Genomic DNA, 18268 nt, shown 5'->3' on the forward strand with positions numbered 1-18268 from the left:
AGACCGAAGGACAGGGACGCCAAGGACGGCAGCTCAACCGTTCACCCGACCGACTGCAACACAAATGACTTACCCTCGGCGAATTTTGCTCGTCATCACCGGCTTGACGCCTCAAGTCGTGACCGAAACCCTGTTTGCCTTATGGCAAGAGGCGCCCGAAACGCTTCCGACCGAGATCCACGTCATCTCCACAGCCGAAGGCGTGGAGCGGGCGCGCCTGACACTGTTCAGCGATGAGCCGGGCTGGTTTCATCGTCTGTGCAAGGACTACCGGCTGCCGCCGATCCGGTTCGGCGCGGATAGCCTGCACACCCTGACCGACGGCGACGGACGCCCCCTGACCGACATCCGTAGCGGCGAGGACAACACGGCGGCGGCCGACGGCATCACCGAGTGGGTGCGGCGGCTCACCGAGGACGACGACACCCGGTTGCACGTGTCTCTCGCAGGCGGCCGCAAAACCCTCGGCTTCTTCGCCGGCTACGCGCTGTCGTTGTACGGACGCCCGCAGGATCGTCTGTCGCACGTCCTGGTCGACGCGCCGTTCGAGTCGCACCCCGGCTTTTTCTACCCCACGCCGTATTCCCAGGTGATCTATGCCCTGCCGCCCGACCAGAAGCCGCTCGACACCCAGAACGCCGCCGTCACCCTGGCCGACATTCCCTTCGTGCGCCTCCGCCACGGCCTGCCCGAGGCGCTGCTCAAAGGCCGCAGCAGCTTCTCGGCGGCGGTGCGCGCAGCCCAAATGACCCTGGGACCAGCGCGCCTCGACATCGATCTATCCGCGCGCACCGTAACCGCCGGCGGCATCGCCATCCCCTTTCCACCCGCCGAACTAGCCTTCTATGCCTGGCTCGCCCGGCGCGCGCAGCGGGAACTGCCGCCTCTCCCCTGCCCGCCCGACGGCGCACCGGACCGCGACTACGCCGAAGGTTTCCTGGCCGAATACCGCGCCATCATCGGCGAACTCGGCGACGCCGACCGGGTGTTTGCGGGGCTCAAGCACGGCATGGACAAAAATTACTTCGAGCGGCGCAAGAGCCGGGGCAACCGGATGCTGCGGGACGCCCTGGGGGCGGGTGCCACCGCTTATCAGATCAAAGGTTTCGGCCGACGCCCCAGAACGGCGTATGGCCTGAGCCTGTCGGCCCATCAGATCGGATTTTGTGATTGATTCAGAGGAGACCCGGATGAATTCCGAACGATTGGAAGCCTCGGCCCGCGTGGCCCTGGCAGCGTTTCTGCATGATTTGGGGAAGTTCGCGGAGCGTGCGTCACCGGATGTCGATGGCACCGTGCTGGAAACCCACCTGCAACTCTATTGCCCGCGTCACGAAAGGCCGGGCGGAGGATTCTGGTACAGCCACAAACATGCGGCCTATACCGCCCTCGCGGTCGACTGGCTGGAGAATGAAGGCTTGCCGCCGCTCAAGGGGTGGGCCATGGCGCCGTTCGCCGACTGGAAATCCCGCGACGTCGACGACTCGCTGGTCAACGCCGCCGCAAAGCATCACCAGCCGCAAACCTTCCTGCAATGGATCATCGCCACCGCCGACCGGGTGGCCTCGGGATTCGAGCGGGAGCAATTCGAGAACTACAACCGCGCCGAGGAAAAGACCTCCACCGGCAAGAACCATTACCAGGCGCGCCTGCTGAGCTTGTTCGAGCAGATCCGGCTGGAATCGGACTCCCCCGACCGATTCGCCTATCGCTATCCGTTGCGCCCCCTCAGTCCCGAAAGCCTGTTTCCGGAAAAGCGCGAGACTAGCGAACCGGACAACGATACCGCGGCGCAACGGGAATATGCCGCTCTCTGGGACGGCTTCAGGAAAAGTCTTGACGCCATACCCGAATCGCACCGCCATAGCCTGCCCTTGTGGCTGGATCATTTCGACACCCTTTGGCAGACCTACACCCACGCGATCCCGTCGGCCACGGCTTTCAACGTCAAGCCGGAAGTGCCGCTGTACGATCACTCCAAGACCACGGCAGCCCTGGCCGTGGCGCTATGGCGCTATCACGCCGATCAAGGCCACCCCCCCGCCGAACGCCTGGCGCGGCTGCGCGGCCGGGACGATTGGGACGAACCGAAATTCCTGCTGGTGCAGGGCGATTTCTTCGGCATCCAGAAATTCATCTTTGCCGGCGGCAGCGAGACCAAGAAGAACGCCGCCAAGTTGCTGCGCGGCCGTTCGTTCTATGTCTCGCTGATTACCGAATGCGCGGCGCTCAAGGTGCTGGACGAGTTGCAATTGCCCTCCACCAGCCAGATAACCAACGCTGCCGGAAAGTTCCTCATCGTCGCGCCCAATACCGATGAAACCAGAACCCGTCTCGCCGAAGTCCAGAAAACTTTCGACACGTGGTTCTTGAAACACAGCTACGGAGAAGCCGGACTCGGCCTGGCTTTCGAACCGGCCTGCTGCAACGACTTTCTCGGCGGGAAGGAAGGCGAAAGCCGCTTTGCCGCGCTCATGAAGAAGCTGCATCGAAATCTGGAGCGGACGAAATACGAGCATTTCGGTTTATGCGGCGGGAACGCTCCGAAACCCGTGTTCGAAGACTATCTCGACGATTTCGATAACGAGCTTGGCGCTTGCGCCGTCAACGACCGCGCGCCGGCGAAAGTCGAGAGGAACGACGTTCCTCTTAGCCGGCTCGCGGCGGACCAGATCCGGGCCGGCGAATTGCTGGTGAAGTGCGAAAGGCTGATTCTCAGCATCGCGAAGCTGCAGGACAACCGCACGCTGGACCTGCCGATCTTCGGCTATTACGTACACTTCACCGGCAACGAGGAAGCGTCCGGGCGCTTTGGCGCGGAAGTCAAGAACGGCAATATCCGGCGACTGTTCGATTTTTCGCTGCCCGATCCGAACCCCGCCCGGCCGCTTTGGAACGGCTACGCGCGGCGCAACATTCGCGGCTACGTGCCGGTATTCGAAGACCTGGAATGGAAAGATCCGCGGTACGACCGGATTCAAAGCAACTTGAAAGACGAGGACGAGCCCGCCGCCGAGGATCTGAAAACCCTGCACCACATCGCCTGCGAAGACCTGGACGAACGCCGGGAATTTCGCGGCGTGACGGCTCTGCATACCCTAAAAGGCGACATCGACGACCTCGGCGCCATTTTCCAGCGAGGATTGAGGCAGCCGACCTTCGCCAAGATGGCGGCACTGTCGCGGCAGGTGAACAATTTCTTCGCCGTCTATCTGCCCTGGCTATGCCGGACGGAATACCGGAACAGCTATACAGTGTTCGCCGGCGGCGACGATTTCTTCCTGATCGGTCCTTGGAAAAGCCAGGTGGAGCTGGCCCATCGGATGCGCCGGGAATTCGGGCGCTACGTCGCGGAAAACCCGGAACTCCATTTCTCGGCCGGCCTCGCCATGACCAAGCCGGCGGTGCCTATCCATTACCTTGCCGAAGGCAGCGAGGATGCATTGGAAGACGCCAAGAAGCACCACCGCGGCGACGAAGAAATACCGGGCAAGAACGCCCTCACCTGCTTCGGACAAACCGTCGGATGGGAAGAGATGGACGCTCTGTGGGCATGTTATGAACGGCTGGCCGGGTTGGCGGGGGAATACCGGCTTTCCACCGCCTATCTCTATGGCTTGCTCGGGCTAGCGGATATGGCCGAAGGCATGGCGACGGACCCGTCCAAAACCCGGTGGCGCTCTTATCTGTATTACCGGACGTGGCGCATGGTGAAAAGCGAAAGAAAGCAGAGTGTGGAAGAGCAAACGGCCGTGCACAACCGAATCGTCGCCGAAATCGAATCCGGCATTCGTCACTACGGGGCGGCTTACAAGATCGCCCTGCATTTGTATCTGTATCAACAACGTGACTAAAGGGGGGAACCCATGAACTATTACGACAGAAGCAGGCCGCAGCAAGGCGGCGGCAGACAAAATCAGGATACGGGGCCGTCAAGGGAACTGGAAGAAATCCTGAAGCAGATCGACGTCGCGAACCCGAGCGGAGACTTGTTCGACGCGATCGCCGAACGCGCGGCCGAGGAAATCGCGAAATCGGCAAAAGCGGGCAAGAGAGACAAGAACAAATCCACCCAGCTCCGCCGCTTCTACGACGAGATTGTCATGTGGGACCAGCGGATACGCCAGCTGAAGGAGGACGAGCGAACCAGGATTTACGGCACCCAATACCTTCCACTCATCAAGATGCTCAACGCCAAGGCAGCCTATGCGGAGTCCCGCGAACTGATAGACCAGAATTTTCTGACGCTACTGCGGCATGGCCTGCGTCAGCTCGAACCGGATAAGCCCGAAGCATTCAAGAACTTCAAATTGTTCATGGAAGCCTTCATGGGTTTCTACAAGCTATACGGTCCGAAATAACCAGGGGAAACGCTCATGCAACTCAAAGCCATCAACCAGATCAGCGGCGAAATCAAACTCCTGACCGGCCTACGCATCGGCGCCGGCAACGAAGAAATGCACATCGGCGGGATGGACAACCCCGTCATCAAGCATCCCTATACCCAGGAACCCTACATTCCCGGCTCCAGCCTCAAGGGCAAGATGCGCAGCCTGCTGGAATGGCGCGCGGGTATCGTCGCGCTTTGCAAGGACAAGAAAGGCAATCCGGGCAAGCCGGTTTCCGTGGAACATTTGAAGGACATGAACGAGCGTCAGCGCCGAGATGCCGAAGCCATCATCCGTCTTTTCGGCATTTCCGGCGACGCCGGAGACGCGGCGGAAAAATACGGCCCGACCCGCATGGCGTTCTGGGACTGCAATCTGACCGAGGAACATCGGCAATTCGTTCGTGACAATAACTATCTCTACACCGAAGCCAAGAGCGAAAACAGCATCAACCGCATCACCGGCGTGGCCGATAATCCCCGCCAAACGGAGCGTGTTCCGGCGGGAGCGAAATTCACCTTCAGGCTTAACCTGAAGGTGCTGGACGAAAACGATACCGACCTGCTGGACCTGGTGAAAATCGGCCTCAAAATGCTGACGCTCGACGGCATCGGCGGGTCCGGTTCGCGCGGATATGGCAAGATTGAGTTCGACGGTCTAACGCTTAACGGGCAGGCATTCGATTTGCCCGAAACGCTGTTTTGAATTGGAGGCGATCCGAATGAACACCGTACGCCAAATCATCGACGATGCACCGGAAACCGTCCCCGTGCCACCGGAATTTCGGCACAAGCGCGTAGAAATCACTTTTCGTCCATTGGAAGAAGGCCCTGTGGAAAAGGACACCCACGGCTGGCCCGTCGGCTTCTTCGAAGCCACGGCCGGAGCATGGGAAGGCGAACCGTTGACGCGCGAGCCCCAGGGAGAATATGAGAAGCGCCTGGAGTTGGACTAATGTGGCTGCCCGACACCAACGTTTGGATACGCTATCTCAATCCGGCGCCGTCCCCGGTCAAGCAGCGCTTCATCGAGCACCTGCCTCAGTCCATCGTGCTCTGCGATGTCGTCAAGGCGGAACTCTATTTCGGGGCCTACAAGAGTCAAAGGCGGGAAGCCAATTTGAGCCTGCTCGAAACGCTGTTCGTCCAGTTCGTTTCGCTGCCGTTCGACGGCAACGCCGCCCGTCTTTGCGGCGAACTCCGCGCCGATCTCGCCCGAAAAGGCAAGCCTATCGGTCCCTACGACCTGCAGATTGCCGCCGTCGCCCTGGCCAACGATTTGACACTGGTCACTCACAATACCGTCGAATTCGGCCGCATCGACGGTCTTCGACTCGAAGACTGGGAGACTTGACGTGAAGCTTTACCGCATTCTGATACATCCCGGAACCGCCTTCGCCACGCCGCTCAAGGGCGACACCCTGTTCGGCCAGTGCTGCTGGGCGATCCGTAATCTTTGGGGCGAAGCCAGGCTGATCGAACTCCTGCAAGGCTACACCGATAACCAACCGTTTCTGGTGATTTCGGACCCCGTGCCGGAGGGTTTCCTAGCTCGCCCCGCCGCCCCTCCGCATCTGCTCAGTCTCGATACGGAAAACCCCAGGGAACGCAAGCAGATCAAGGCTCGGCGCTGGCTGCCGGAGGACGTGTTGACGAAGCCGGTCGGCGCCTGGGGGCAGGAAGCACTGAGCGAAGCCGACATGATGGACCGGCTGCAACTGAAGGGGCCGTTTCTCCGCCACGAAAACCGCACTCACAACAGCCTGAACCGACTGACCGGCACCACCGGGGCCGGTGAAACCGGGTTCGCGCCGTACGATCGGGCGCTGACCTGGTATCACCCCGAGGTGCGTCTGTCGGTTTACGCGGCGCTGGATGACGACCGCTACTTCACGCTGAAGGACCTGAGCGAAGCTCTCGTGGCCATAGGCCAGCAGGGCTACGGCAAGGAAGCCTCCAGCGGACTCGGCAAGTTCGAGGTTCTGGACGCGGCGCCTTATGATGACCCGCCGCGTCCTGCCGCCCCGAACGCCTGGCTGACCCTGGCGCCCAGCGCTCCCCAAGGGCAGCAATGGAAAGCCGAGCGTTGTTACTACGAAACCTTCACCCGCTTCGGCCGCCACGGCGACCGCGCCGTGCTCGGCGGGAAGCCATTCAAGAACCCGGTGTTGATGGCCGACAGTTTCGCCATCCTCACACCCGCGATCTTCGAGCCCTCCGCCCGTATCACGGGACGGGGCATCGGCGGCGTTTCCAAAGCGATCGGCACCGCGGTCCATCAAGGCTACGCCCCAGTCTTCGGCGTGCAATGGGAGGAAGCACAGTGAGTTCTTTCTTAAACACCCAAACCGTTTACATCTCGACGCTCACCCCGGTGCATGTCGGCAGCGGCGAAGATTATTACCCCACCAATTACGTCATCGACGAGGGTTACCTGCACTATTTCGGGGAGTTGCAGTTGTTGGAAGCATTGAAACCAGCGGAGCTACATGAGCTTGCTAAATTGGCGGAAATTCGCGAAGGTCAGGCCGCCATCCGTCGGATGCAAAAGTTCATCCACGACAAACGCGCGTTACTCAAGACTTATGCGCAACATGCCATGCCGGTTTCGCCCGCCTTGGAGGGATTCTATCGAGACAGCATTGAAGGAAAAAAAGATACGAACAAACTTGCAATCCAGCGCAATACCTTCAACCTCCACACACAACGACCTTACATTCCAGGCAGTAGCCTCAAAGGGGCAATACGGACCGCGATTCTGGACACATGTCTGAAAAAGGACCGGCAGTACGCCGATCACCTAAAGAAGGCAGTGAACGACGCCGTCCATAGCTATGAAAACGCAACGGATCAGCGTGCGGCGAAACGGAACATTCAGCGCAATCTACGGCTGACAGGCCGGGATGTTCCAGGTAAGTTACTGAAATACAGTCATGTCACCGAAGACCCTTTACGACTGCTCAAGATCGGAGATGCGCCATATAACCATTCGGACGGATTGAATGGGCTGGAAATCAGATACGCGGTCAATCGAAAGAAAGGACGCTCAAAGAAAAAGTCGATGGCCGAAGAGCGGGATTTATACACCTTGCTTGAATGCCTCGGTGCCCATCGCAGTCGCAGCTTTCACACCGAATTGACTCTTTTGTCGAGCCGGGAATTGAGTCGCTGGCAAGACAAGCTTCCCTTCGAAAGCCTCTCAGACTTGGCTGATCTCTGTAATAGCTACTATTTCCCGCGCTTGTGCGCGGAACTCGATGTGCTGCAAGACCTGCAGTATGTCGATACCGATTGGGTCACTTCTTTGAGAAAGCTGCTTTCCGGCGAACTGCGCGAAGCGCTGAACCGTCGACAGGCATTTCTGCTCCGTGTCGGCAAACACTCGGGAGCCGAGCACACCACATTAGACAGCGTGCGCTGTATCGAAATCATGCAGAAGCAAGGTCAACCGCCTAAGTATCTCGACCACGCCACCACGCTATGGCTTGCCGTCGACGCCAAGGACCAGACCGGCGCCATGCTCCCCTTCGGCTGGATACTGGTCGAACTCGACGATGCCGGCCTGCGCGAAACGCACGCCTTCCTCCGACGTAACGCGCAAGCGGCCTACGATCGACTGGAACAGGAACAAAAGCGGAAATCCGAGGCCGAGCGGCTGCGGGCCGAACGATGCCGAGCCGAAGCCGACGCGCGGCGGCAAGCCGCCGAAGAGACCGCAAGAGCGGAAGCCCAAGCCGCCCGTTTCGCGGCCATGTCGGAAAACCAGCAGCGGACCGAAGCCCTGCGTGGCGAAATGACTGCGGCCAATAAGGGCAAAGGTCCCGGCAGCCAGTTGTACGACCGCTTACGGAATCTGATCCAGGAGGCGGCGAGTTGGGACGAATCCGACCGCCAGGCCCTGCGCCCCGTAGCCGTCGAGATATTCGACTGGCTCGGCATCCGCAAGGACGACGGCAAGCGCAAGAAACTGTTGCGCAGTCTCATGGCGCCATGATGAGCTTGCACTGAATCCGTCTATCGGTTTCTTCCGTCAGCGGAGAACACGTTATGAACTGGCAAGACATCTGCGATAACCCGTTATTCAAGGACCTTCCCTTCAAATTCGAAACCGACCGCTGGGGGCATATCGTCATGAGTCCGGCCACCGACAAACGTTCCCGGCTCCAAGGCGAGATTTTGAACCTGCTGAGGCAACATCTTCCCCACGGACGGGTATTGTCCGAGTGCAGCGTACAAACCGCCGAGGGCGTAAAAGTGGCCGACGCGGTTTGGGCCAGCGCGGAGTTTTTCGCCCACCGCGGTTTGGCCAATCCTTCCCCGGAAGCCCCTGAAATCGTGGTCGAAGTGCTTTCGCCGTCAAACGGCCGGGCCGAAACGGAGGAAAAGAAGGAACTTTATTTCGCCCGTGGCGTGCGCGCATTCTGGGTGTGCCGGGAAGACGGCGAAATGCTGTTCTACAACAACCACGCCCGGCTCGAACACAGCACCCTGGCGCCCGAATTTCCGACCCGTGTCGAGTTGCCCGCATGACGCTCCGAAAATCGCAATCACTCGACGCTAACTTTTCGGTAAGCCGATTTTTCTGCAAACCCCTTTGTAAACCATTGACTTTGGAGGTGTTTTAGACACGAGCCGTTTGAATCGAGACCTTATGAAGAAGGGATTAAGACTCTTCCGTGCTGCCGCGCGGGTGCTGGTCGTGGGTTTGAATCGAGACCTTATGAAGAAGGGATTAAGACTCAAAAGAAAACGCGGTTAAAAGACTTAAGCTTGTGTTTGAATCGAGACCTTATGAAGAAGGGATTAAGACCACGTGGTCATTTCAAACCAAGCTATCAGCGTGGTTTGAATCGAGACCTTATGAAGAAGGGATTAAGACTACCACTGTAAAACCTATGGGATTGGCATGGCTTGTTTGAATCGAGACCTTATGAAGAAGGGATTAAGACATTAATCCTTAATCAGGCCTGCCTTACGGCAGGCCGTTTGAATCGAGACCTTATGAAGAAGGGATTAAGACTTTCATATCATGCCTCTGTTGTTATTAAATCTCGGTTTGAATCGAGACCTTATGAAGAAGGGATTAAGACGCATCCACCCGGCGAGCTCGGCGAGAAATCCGGGTTTGAATCGAGACCTTATGAAGAAGGGATTAAGACTCCAGTCCCATATTCTAGCCGCGTCTATCGCGTTCCGTTTGAATCGAGACCTTATGAAGAAGGGATTAAGACCCACGTACTAACTAGAGTTCCAGAGACACAAGGTTTGAATCGAGACCTTATGAAGAAGGGATTAAGACACTTCCGTCCAGAGTATCTTTGATGCTTCCGTTGTGTTTGAATCGAGACCTTATGAAGAAGGGATTAAGACGCGTTGACGTTGACGCTATGAATCAGCAGACCAAAGTTTGAATCGAGACCTTATGAAGAAGGGATTAAGACGGCGGGGCATAGGGGCAGGCGGCAGCATCTCCCAAGTTTGAATCGAGACCTTATGAAGAAGGGATTAAGACCTTTAGCGCGGGGCGATTCGCCGCGCCACCAGACGTTTGAATCGAGACCTTATGAAGAAGGGATTAAGACGGGTCAGGTTTTTGTCAGTCATCGTTTTATCTCCGTTTGAATCGAGACCTTATGAAGAAGGGATTAAGACCTGCAATTCCTTTGCAGCACGAATTACCAAATCGTTTGAATCGAGACCTTATGAAGAAGGGATATATGCAAACGATGAAAACCACGATTAAAAGAGCAATCATAAGCTCTTTCCAATAACCATTCTTTTTAACCATGACAACTTACTTCGTTACCCGCCATGCGGGCGCCATCGAATGGGCGCGCGAAAGCGGCATCGCGGTGGATCGACAATTGGCGCACATGGACATGGCCGTGGTGAAAGCCGGGGATCGGGTCATCGGCACCCTGCCCGTCCATTTGGCCGCGGAGGTATGTGCCCGAGGCGCCCGCTATCTTCATCTGGCGCTCGAAATACCCCCGGATTGGCGGGGACGCGAGTTGTCGGCTCAGGATCTTAGGCGTTTCGGCGCCCGCATCGTGGAATACCGCGTCATCGCGGCTGAAGGCGAAAACCCATGAGCGCACGTGTCCTGGTCATCCCGCGAGCCGAGTGTCCATCTTTACCGGAGGCTGATGCCTGGGCGCGAACCACCTGGACGTGGCCCCGGAACTGGTCATGGCGGCGTCGCTCGGAGGCCGAGGGCGACGAGCGGTTGTTGCAGATCATTCCTTACGCGCTGCTCCGGAACGCTCGCGGCGAGATCTGGTGTTATGCCCGGAACGGCGGCGATTCGCGGCTGCGGGACCGGCTGAGCGCCGGCGTCGGCGGGCATATCGAGGACATCGACGCGGCGGAATCGATCGAGCGGATGGCTGATCGCGCGCTTCGCCGCGAATTACGGGAAGAGCTGCTTTGGCAGCCGGACACGGCCATCCCGGAACCGGTCGCCTGGATCTACGAGGGTCTTTCGGCAATCGGCCGCGTGCACATCGGCTTGCTGTATCTCCTTTCCTGGCCGGAAGACGCGCCGCCAAAACCGGCCGAGGGCCAAGGCCTGAGCGGTATCGGCTTTATTCCGGCGGGGCGGATCGCGGATGACGCGCGCTTCGAATTGTGGAGCCGTCTCGCCGCCGGATTTTCGATCCGGAATTCCGTATGAAAGCGAATATTCTGCTATGTACGCTCGGCGCCTCCTGGGCAGTAATTCCGGAGGTTTACGGTTTTCTCGCGCCGGACCGTTTGCCGCTCTACCGTTATCATCCACGATGCGCTGATTTCACGCGGCAACGCGAGGACTATCGACTGGAGGCGCCCGACGAAATCTGGGTCTGTACCACGCTGGGAGACCTGCCGCGGCAAGGACTTGCGTATCTCCGCGATTGGCATGCGCGGCTGGAGCATCCGCCGATCCTCCGGATCTGGCAGGCGGCAGGAACCGACCAGCTCGCCAGCCAGCCCGAGTGCGACCGATTCCGCGAACTCCTGCTGCGCGCCTGCCTCCTGGCGCACGAGCGCGCCGGGGACGGTCAGGTGGTTCTGTCGCTGGCCGGCGGGCGGAAAACCATGAGCGCCGATCTCCAATGGGCGGGCTCCGTGCTCGGCTGTGACGCGCTGATCCATGTGGTCGGGCAAGACCCCCTGCCGGAGCTTTTGAAAACGGGAACAGCCGAGTTCTTCACTCGCGAATTGCCCGCCGAGGTTGCATCCGCGATCGTGCCGCTCATTGCGGGAGCGGGCCGGCGCAGCGAACTCCTGGATGTCGAGCTCGACGGACGGCGCGCCGTCGCCAGCCGCGATTTTCCGCTTCCCCTGGCCTCACACGGAGCCTCGTTGACATGGACGCCGGCCGCCGGCCACGGGCTTTGCGAGGAGATCCGGTCGCGCGAAAAGGCCGGGAGCCAACTGCTGGGAAATTACCTGAGAGCGCTCGGCGAGACGGAACACCACGAGAACTGGCGCAGCCTTTACCGCCTGCCGCCGCGCGTCATCGAGATTCTGCGGAAACAGCCGTTGACCCCCGGATTGGCCGACTGGTTGCAAGGGCTGCCCAAGGCCGATTTGCACCGGCACATCGGCGGCTGTCTCGATCTCGATGCCCAGCGCGAGGTCGGCCGCTCGGTTTGGGATGCCTTGAGCCCTCCCGAGCGCGAGCGCGCCCTCGGCCATATTGCGCCGCTCCTGCGGCAAGCCATCTGGCCCTGGGATTGGCCGGACCGACTGAAGACCTCGGCCATTCCGAGGCCGCATTGGACTGCGGCACTGCTCGTACACGCCGACGCCCCCCAGTTGACCGGCAACCTGTTCGACGCCACCGAGCCGAGATTCGATCTGAAATCGGGACCCCATGGCTTCAAGGCCTATGAACGGCCGGGCGAACTGTCCGGCTCGGCGATCCTGTCCCATCCCGCCGCCATTCAACCCTATGCGGCTCATCTCATAGGTCAGGCGCACGACGAAGGACTGGCCTATGTCGAGCTGCGCGGCAGCCCGCACAAATACGGCGACGGGCTGGCCTTTCTTCATCGGTTGGCCGACGCCCTGCAATCCGCCGCGGCAAGCTTGCCGGCCGATTCGCGGGCCTTGTTCCGATTCATACTCATTGCCGACCGGCGCCAGCCCGAACGTCTTGCGGAAGTGATCGATCTCGCGGTTCGGGCGAAGGAGCAATTGCCAGACTTCGTGGTCGGGCTCGACATGGCGGGCGATGAGACGCAACCGATTTCGGCGGATGTCGCACAGGCTTTCGCCCGTGCTTTCGAAATCTGTCTGCCGCTGACGATTCATGCCGGCGAGGGGGAGACGGCGGAAAAAATTTGGACCGCGGCCTATCACCTTCACGCCGACCGGATCGGGCATGGCCTGACGATCGGCGATCATCCGAAACTCGCCCAGCGCTTCCGCGACCGCGGCATCTGTATCGAGCTTTGTCCCAGCTCCAACCGGGAAGTCGTCGGCTATCGCGACGCCGCTTTCCCTGAAACGGCGCACTGCCCCGATTACCCGCTGTGGCGACTCTGGCAAGCCGGGCTCCCTTTGACGCTCTGCACGGATAATCCGGGCATTAGTCGCACCACCATGACCGGCGAATATTTGACCGCCGCGCGCATGGTCGGCGATTGCTTTAGCTGCTGGGATGCCTTGGCCATGATCAAGCAAGCATTCGTCCATGCGTTTCTGCCGAGCCAGGAAAAAGAAGCGTTGCTGAAACGGATGGATGCTTTGGTTTACCGGCACGTCCTTGCCCAATTTTCGCCTCGAGAAGGTTTCAACCCGCGCCATCTCAGTTTTTCGGAAGACCCGCTAACGCCATGAAGATACAAACCCATGTAATCCTAGTCTCCGGACAGCCGACGCCCAACATCACGCCGGCGCTCGATCCCGAGATCAAACCCAAGCACATCATCATGTTGGTAAGCCCCGACATGGCCCGGCGGGCCGACTGGCTCCGGGCCGTTCTGCAGCCGGCCGGCGTCACGGTGAGCCAGATCAGGATCGAGAATGCCTACGATATCGAGGCCATTCGGGAGCAGCTGCTGGCTTTGGTGTCGGAACACGAGCACGATAAGCTCGCCCTGAACGCCACCGGAGGCACCAAGCCCATGGCCATCGCCGCCTACGAGGTGTTCCGCGCGGCCGGTCAACCGATCTTCTACGTCCATCCCGAACAGGACCGGCTGATATGGATGCATCCCGCCGGCCGGCCGCCGAGGGAGCTCGCCAACCGCATCAAGCTCAAGGGATTCTTTCAGGCCCACGGGGCTCAATTGAGCGAACGGCCGGCGAACTTCGGCATGCCCGAGCGCTTGCGGACATTGGCCGAAGGGCTGGTCCGGCACATCGACAAATATCAGAACGCTCTCCGAATTTTGAACTGGGCGGCAATGTCTGCGGAACAGAACGAATCGCTGGTCTCCGACCAACTCAGACCGGGCCAGATCGAGCGCGAAGACTTCGAGGCCCTCCTCGGCTGGTTTGAGAACGCAGATGTCGTTATGGCGAGGCAGGGCCGCCTCCATTTCGCCGACGAGCCGGCCCGCTTCTTCGCCAACGGCGGATGGCTGGAACAGTACGCGTACAGTCTGGTCCAGAGCCTGAAAAGCGAACTCAAAGCGATACAGGACATCGGCCGAGGGCTGGAAGTCGAGCGGCAAAACGGCGCCGAGCGGATTCGCAATGAACTGGACGTTGCCTTTCTCGCGGAAAACCGGCTGTACATCGTCGAGTGCAAAACCCGCCAGTTCAGGGACGATATCGAGACCGGCGGTGCGGGCGCCGATGCAATCTATCGGCTCGACGCGCTTTCCAACCTCCTGGGCGGTCTCCAGGCAAAGGCCATGCTGGTCAGTTATCAGCCCCTGTCCACCGCCATTCAAGATCGCGCCCGCGCCTATGGGATACTGACCTGCGCCGGACCGGAATTGAAAACCTTGAAGGAAACCTTACGCCGATGGATAGGTTGAACCGCCCGGTACCGAATGCTAACTTTTCGGCAAGCCGATTTTTCTGCAACCCCCTTTGTAAACCATTGACTTTGGAGGTGTTTTAGACACGAGCGGTTTGAATCGAGACCTTATGAAGAAGGGATTAAGACTGGTCTCCACTTACGGTTGTTGTTGGGGTGGTGGGTTTGAATCGAGACCTTATGAAGAAGGGATTAAGACATATTGCGTTTGGGAATGTTCGCGTTCTTCTTTGGTTTGAATCGAGACCTTATGAAGAAGGGATTAAGACCCTTGGGCTATGCCCGTCCGTGGGCAGGAAAGTGGTTTGAATCGAGACCTTATGAAGAAGGGATTAAGACTTGGCTCCTTTGCGGTTTCTGGTAGCGGCATCCGTTTGAATCGAGACCTTATGAAGAAGGGATTAAGACCATCGTCATATCTCCGTAGGTTCTGCCCGTCCGTGGGGTTTGAATCGAGACCTTATGAAGAAGGGATTAAGACTTCCTGCTAGCGCTTGCGTTGGACATCCCTAAGTTTGAATCGAGACCTTATGAAGAAGGGATTAAGACTTTTGTCGGTTCCGGGACCGGGAAGCTCGGCATGAACGGCTAGGTTCGCGACAGATGCGCTTCCCTTCGGTCAGCACATCCTACAAACGGATGGGCCGGGCGAAGAGTTGTCGAGCTGCGGAGGGTCCTTCGCCCTTTTGGTGGATTGCGGAAACCGGGATGTCGTAGGGTGGGTTAGGCGCATTCCGGCGCCGGCTGGCCATCGATCGCCGCGCTTCACATGCGCCGTAACCCACCAACGCTCGGCAACCTTGCCGCTCGCTTCGGCGGGTTGCATGCCTTGAGCGGAAGCGCGCCTAATTCACCCAGCACGGATATATGGGCTTCTAACGGGTTGCGCTGGTCACCTCGCCTGCCGCAAACGATCGTTTTAACCTAAAAACGGCAGTTAGACCGTACAAAATCCCGTTCACCCTTCTATACATCAGAACGTAGGTCGGCAATCTCTTCCCAATCGCAAACGGTCGCTTTAGTCGCGACCCTTCCAACAAAGCCCTTCGCCGAGCCGATACGTCGGCAAGGGATTGCCGACCTACATATCCGAATCCTTTACACCGATTCGGAAAACGCTCTAACCGCAAACTCGGCCGATGCGCTTCGTGCCTCAGACTCACGAAGGCCGGATACGCTTCGATTAATCCGGCTTACATTCCGGTCGAGGAACCCGTGTGCGGGGCGACGCCCGGCTGCAAAATAGTCTCCCGCTCAAGAGCGCTTTTTAGCCGGCGCCCTCGCCCGTGCTGCCGCCACACGATGGGAAAAATGCCCTAGCCCCTCCCCTATTTTGATCAAGCCGCCTCGTCGCGGACTTTGGCGCGCGAAAACCGATCGATCAGCCCGCAAGCTTGTGAAATGCCCCGCCTTCGACATGCGGCATTACAGTAGCGGCCATGAGCAAACGGTCGCTTTACATCGCCGCCTACGACATCTCCGACGACGCCCGCCTGCGCAAGGCGCTTTTCGTGCTGCGCAACTATTCCACCGGCAGGCAGAAATCCGTGTTCGAGTGTTTCCTGACCGAGGCCGAGAAACGCCAATTGATCGACGAGGTCCGGGAGGTCATCGACGAGGAAGCCGACCGATTTCTGCTCTTGCGGCTGGATCCCCGGATGAAGGTTCGCGTGCTCGGCATCGCGGTTCCTCCGGCGGACCCGGAGTTCTTCTACGTCGGCTGAGGATCGAATGGGCACGCTTTACCTGGACAGAAAAGACATCGAATTACGCCGCGAGGGCCGGCATCTCTGCCTTTACGAGGGAGGCAGCCGGAGCGCGACGATTCCCCTGAACGTGGTCGAGCGGGTGGTCGTCCGCGGACAGGCGACGCTCAGCACCGGCGTGCTGGGACTGCTCGCCGAGGAAGGCGTCGGCCTTCTGGTCCTGAGCGGCCGGCAGGGACGCACCGCGGCGATTCTGCACGGAAACCGACACGGCGACACCGCCCGGCGCATCGCGCAATACCGTTGGCACCACGATGACGAGTACCGGCTGCCCTGGGCGCGCCGATTGGTGGCGCTCAAATTGAAAGCCCAGGCCCGGCTGCTGCGCTCGGCGCTAAACGTCCGGCCCGATTGCCGCAAGCCGCTTACGGATGGCATCGCGCGAATTGATCGTGCCTTGGCAAACATTGAGGACGCGCCGCGGCTGGAACGGCTACAAGGGATCGAAGGCGCGGCCGCGGCGGCTTATTTCGCGGGGTTCACGCAACTGTTTCCGGCCAGTCTCGACTTTACCGGACGCAATCGCCGGCCGCCGAAGGACCCGGTCAACGCGGCCCTGTCGCTAGGATATACGCTGCTCCATTTCGAGGCCGTCAACGCCTGCCATGCCGCTGGGCTGGACCCTTACGTCGGCTTCTATCACGAACCGGCCTATTACCGCGAATCCTTGGGGGCCGACCTGATAGAGCCGCTGCGGCCGAGGGTGGATCGCTGGGTATGGCGGCTGTTCGCCGAGCGAACCCTGCGCGCCGATTCGTTCGCGACCGAAGCCGACCGCTGTCTCTTGAAAAAGAACGGCCGGGAAGTTTTCTATGCCCGCTACGAAAGCTTCGTCCGTCCCCTGCGTGGCCTGTTGCACCGCTACGGCCTGTTGATCGCGCACCGTCTGACCGAGGAGGCGCCGTGAGACCGCTGTATCTGCAAGGCGCGGGAACCACGATCAAGCGTGATGGCCCCGCTCTGCGCGTCATCCGCGCCGGCGCCGCGGAGCGCTGGTTTCCGTTGCGGCGGATCTCGCAAGTAGTCTCGGCGGCGCACATCGATTGGTCCGTCGACGCCTTGCTGGCCTGCGCGGAAAACCGCATCACCGTGAGCTTCATCGACGACGAGGGGGCGGTGCTGGCGAGATTGATAGGAAGGCCCGGAGAACGCTACGAGCTTCGACAGCGCCTGCTAGATTTTTTGCTGCGCCCGGATTGGCAGGATCTATATCTTCAATGGAACGGCGCTATGGAGCGCATGGCGGTGCGCAGCGTGATTCGCCGCACCGGCCTTGGCTTCGACCGTCCGCCCTCGGCGAAAGAGCTGCGCCAACTGTTCCAGGACGGTGCTCGGGGCATGGATCAACTCCCCGCCTACGAGCGTATCGGACGCGAGGTGTACGGGCTGCTGACCGGCCTGGTGACGAAGCATTTGGCCGACGCCGGGATTACCACCGAATTGGAGCCCATGGGCGAGCTCAATCCGGTGACCGGCGTGAGTTCCATCCTGTTCTGGGATTTCCAGCTGGCGCGGCTGGCCTGGCTCGAAGACCGGCTCCGCGAGAACCGGCTCGGTATCCCGGACCGTATCGAAATCGTCGGTTTCTTCGAGGCCCGGCGGAGACGCACGGAACATTTGACCCTCGGCCTGCTCAACCGGCTGCACCGCTGGCTGATCGAGCTTGTGTGATGCCGCTCAATCAAGCTCAAACCTACCTGGTGTGCTACGACATCGCCGATCCGAAGCGTCTGGGGCGGGTTCACCGCTTGCTCCGGGAGCAAGGCATCCCGGTGCAATACTCGGTGTTTACCGCCCAGCTGACGACCAAGGAACTGGGCCGAATCATTGCGGGCCTGGTCGAACGCATCGACGAGCGCGCCGACGACGTGCGGATCTATCCCTTGCCGAACCGTCCGGAAACCACCAGCCTGGGGCTTCAATACTTCCCGGACGGCGTGCTCTTGATCGAAAAAGGCAAGGACTTGCTGAGAGCGCTTCGTTAGAGCGTTTTCATCTCGCTCTACGGCAAAACAGGCCTGGCCGGAGTCGTTGGCGCCTTCGGCCAGGGTAGATCGACTCAAGCTTTCGTAGGTCGGCAATCCTTTGCCGACGAGCCCGCTCGCCCAACTGCACCGTCGGGAAGGGGGGCTTCGGCGC

17 protein-coding genes and 2 CRISPR repeat arrays are annotated in these 18268 nt (G+C 59.7%); all 17 genes read left to right on the top strand.

The features are described from left to right. The first annotated feature begins 85 nt into the window (after positions 1 to 85). The 17 genes from csm6 to cas2 (B2A78_RS24495) all read left to right on the top strand — a co-directional run bounded on the left by csm6 (position 86) and on the right by cas2 (B2A78_RS24495) (position 18114). On the top strand, positions 86 to 1174 hold the full coding sequence (csm6, locus tag B2A78_RS24420) for a CRISPR-associated ring nuclease Csm6 (protein WP_240502669.1): 1089 nt from the start codon (positions 86 to 88) through the stop codon (positions 1172 to 1174). 16 nt (positions 1175 to 1190) lie between these two features. Further along, a complete protein-coding gene (cas10, locus tag B2A78_RS24425) occupies positions 1191 to 3854 on the top strand; it encodes a type III-A CRISPR-associated protein Cas10/Csm1 (protein ID WP_077732659.1) in 2664 nt (887 codons plus the stop codon). A gap of 12 nt (positions 3855 to 3866) precedes the next feature. Beyond that, on the top strand, positions 3867 to 4361 hold the full coding sequence (csm2, locus tag B2A78_RS24430) for a type III-A CRISPR-associated protein Csm2 (protein WP_077732660.1): 495 nt from the start codon (positions 3867 to 3869) through the stop codon (positions 4359 to 4361). Positions 4362 to 4376: 15 nt separating this feature from the next. Next, positions 4377 to 5093: a type III-A CRISPR-associated RAMP protein Csm3 gene (csm3, locus tag B2A78_RS24435; RefSeq protein ID WP_077732661.1), complete on the top strand. Its 717-nt coding sequence runs from the start codon at positions 4377 to 4379 to the stop codon at positions 5091 to 5093. A gap of 16 nt (positions 5094 to 5109) precedes the next feature. Further along, positions 5110 to 5343: a hypothetical protein gene (locus B2A78_RS24440; protein WP_139841161.1), complete on the top strand. Its 234-nt coding sequence runs from the start codon at positions 5110 to 5112 to the stop codon at positions 5341 to 5343. Beyond that, complete coding sequence (locus tag B2A78_RS24445; RefSeq protein WP_077732663.1) at positions 5343 to 5741, top strand: type II toxin-antitoxin system VapC family toxin; 399 nt, start codon at positions 5343 to 5345, stop codon at positions 5739 to 5741. The genes B2A78_RS24440 and B2A78_RS24445 overlap by 1 nt, the downstream gene beginning before the upstream one ends. 1 nt (position 5742) lies before the next feature. Further along, on the top strand, positions 5743 to 6714 hold the full coding sequence (locus B2A78_RS26235; RefSeq protein WP_168175548.1) for a CRISPR-associated protein Csm4: 972 nt from the start codon (positions 5743 to 5745) through the stop codon (positions 6712 to 6714). Beyond that, a complete protein-coding gene (gene csm5 / locus B2A78_RS24450; protein WP_168175549.1) occupies positions 6711 to 8381 on the top strand; it encodes a type III-A CRISPR-associated RAMP protein Csm5 in 1671 nt (556 codons plus the stop codon). The genes B2A78_RS26235 and csm5 overlap by 4 nt, the downstream gene beginning before the upstream one ends. Before the next feature lie 53 nt (positions 8382 to 8434). Further along, on the top strand, positions 8435 to 8917 hold the full coding sequence (locus B2A78_RS24455; protein WP_077732665.1) for a Uma2 family endonuclease: 483 nt from the start codon (positions 8435 to 8437) through the stop codon (positions 8915 to 8917). 104 nt (positions 8918 to 9021) lie between these two features. Next, positions 9022 to 10108: direct repeats of the CRISPR family, unit length 36 nt; unit sequence GTTTGAATCGAGACCTTATGAAGAAGGGATTAAGAC. Between the two features lie 65 nt (positions 10109 to 10173). Further along, positions 10174 to 10479, top strand: a complete 306-nt coding sequence (gene csx16 / locus B2A78_RS24460; protein WP_077732666.1) for a CRISPR-associated protein Csx16 — start codon at positions 10174 to 10176, stop codon at positions 10477 to 10479. Next, positions 10476 to 11060: a hypothetical protein gene (locus B2A78_RS24465; protein ID WP_077732667.1), complete on the top strand. Its 585-nt coding sequence runs from the start codon at positions 10476 to 10478 to the stop codon at positions 11058 to 11060. Before csx16 ends, B2A78_RS24465 begins: the two co-directional genes overlap by 4 nt. After that, complete coding sequence (locus B2A78_RS24470) at positions 11057 to 13213, top strand: CRISPR-associated ring nuclease (RefSeq protein WP_077732668.1); 2157 nt, start codon at positions 11057 to 11059, stop codon at positions 13211 to 13213. The genes B2A78_RS24465 and B2A78_RS24470 overlap by 4 nt, the downstream gene beginning before the upstream one ends. Further along, positions 13210 to 14361, top strand: coding sequence for a DUF1887 family CARF protein (locus tag B2A78_RS24475; RefSeq protein WP_077732669.1), 1152 nt, complete (start codon positions 13210 to 13212; stop codon positions 14359 to 14361). Before B2A78_RS24470 ends, B2A78_RS24475 begins: the two co-directional genes overlap by 4 nt. 95 nt (positions 14362 to 14456) lie before the next feature. Further along, positions 14457 to 14912: direct repeats of the CRISPR family, unit length 36 nt; unit sequence GTTTGAATCGAGACCTTATGAAGAAGGGATTAAGAC. 890 nt (positions 14913 to 15802) lie between these two features. Then, positions 15803 to 16087, top strand: coding sequence for a CRISPR-associated endonuclease Cas2 (gene cas2 / locus B2A78_RS24480; RefSeq protein WP_077732670.1), 285 nt, complete (start codon positions 15803 to 15805; stop codon positions 16085 to 16087). A 7-nt stretch (positions 16088 to 16094) separates the two neighbouring features. Continuing rightward, a complete protein-coding gene (cas1, locus tag B2A78_RS24485) occupies positions 16095 to 17036 on the top strand; it encodes a CRISPR-associated endonuclease Cas1 (protein WP_077732671.1) in 942 nt (313 codons plus the stop codon). After that, positions 17033 to 17800, top strand: coding sequence for a CRISPR-associated endonuclease Cas1 (locus B2A78_RS24490; protein ID WP_077732672.1), 768 nt, complete (start codon positions 17033 to 17035; stop codon positions 17798 to 17800). The genes cas1 and B2A78_RS24490 overlap by 4 nt, the downstream gene beginning before the upstream one ends. Further along, positions 17800 to 18114 (top strand): CRISPR-associated endonuclease Cas2, encoded by a 315-nt coding sequence (gene cas2 / locus B2A78_RS24495; protein WP_077732673.1) that lies wholly within the window; start codon positions 17800 to 17802, stop codon positions 18112 to 18114. Before B2A78_RS24490 ends, cas2 (B2A78_RS24495) begins: the two co-directional genes overlap by 1 nt. The last annotated feature ends 154 nt before the right edge of the window (positions 18115 to 18268 follow it).

The organism is Methylocaldum sp. 14B (assembly GCF_002005105.1).
Lineage (GTDB): Bacteria > Pseudomonadota > Gammaproteobacteria > Methylococcales > Methylococcaceae > Methylocaldum.

What these genes read in the sequence shown, in the direction of transcription:
- cas10 (WP_077732659.1), top strand. Translation starts at nt 1,191, where the DNA reads ATGAATTCCGAACGATTGGAAGCCTCGGCCCGCGTGGCCCTGGCAGCG.
- csm2 (WP_077732660.1), top strand. Translation starts at nt 3,867, where the DNA reads ATGAACTATTACGACAGAAGCAGGCCGCAGCAAGGCGGCGGCAGACAA.
- csm3 (WP_077732661.1), top strand. Translation starts at nt 4,377, where the DNA reads ATGCAACTCAAAGCCATCAACCAGATCAGCGGCGAAATCAAACTCCTG.
- B2A78_RS24440 (WP_139841161.1), top strand. Translation starts at nt 5,110, where the DNA reads ATGAACACCGTACGCCAAATCATCGACGATGCACCGGAAACCGTCCCC.
- B2A78_RS24445 (WP_077732663.1), top strand. Translation starts at nt 5,343, where the DNA reads ATGTGGCTGCCCGACACCAACGTTTGGATACGCTATCTCAATCCGGCG.
- B2A78_RS24455 (WP_077732665.1), top strand. Translation starts at nt 8,435, where the DNA reads ATGAACTGGCAAGACATCTGCGATAACCCGTTATTCAAGGACCTTCCC.
- csx16 (WP_077732666.1), top strand. Translation starts at nt 10,174, where the DNA reads ATGACAACTTACTTCGTTACCCGCCATGCGGGCGCCATCGAATGGGCG.
- B2A78_RS24465 (WP_077732667.1), top strand. Translation starts at nt 10,476, where the DNA reads ATGAGCGCACGTGTCCTGGTCATCCCGCGAGCCGAGTGTCCATCTTTA.
- B2A78_RS24470 (WP_077732668.1), top strand. Translation starts at nt 11,057, where the DNA reads ATGAAAGCGAATATTCTGCTATGTACGCTCGGCGCCTCCTGGGCAGTA.
- B2A78_RS24475 (WP_077732669.1), top strand. Translation starts at nt 13,210, where the DNA reads ATGAAGATACAAACCCATGTAATCCTAGTCTCCGGACAGCCGACGCCC.
- cas2 (WP_077732670.1), top strand. Translation starts at nt 15,803, where the DNA reads ATGAGCAAACGGTCGCTTTACATCGCCGCCTACGACATCTCCGACGAC.
- cas1 (WP_077732671.1), top strand. Translation starts at nt 16,095, where the DNA reads ATGGGCACGCTTTACCTGGACAGAAAAGACATCGAATTACGCCGCGAG.
- cas2 (WP_077732673.1), top strand. Translation starts at nt 17,800, where the DNA reads ATGCCGCTCAATCAAGCTCAAACCTACCTGGTGTGCTACGACATCGCC.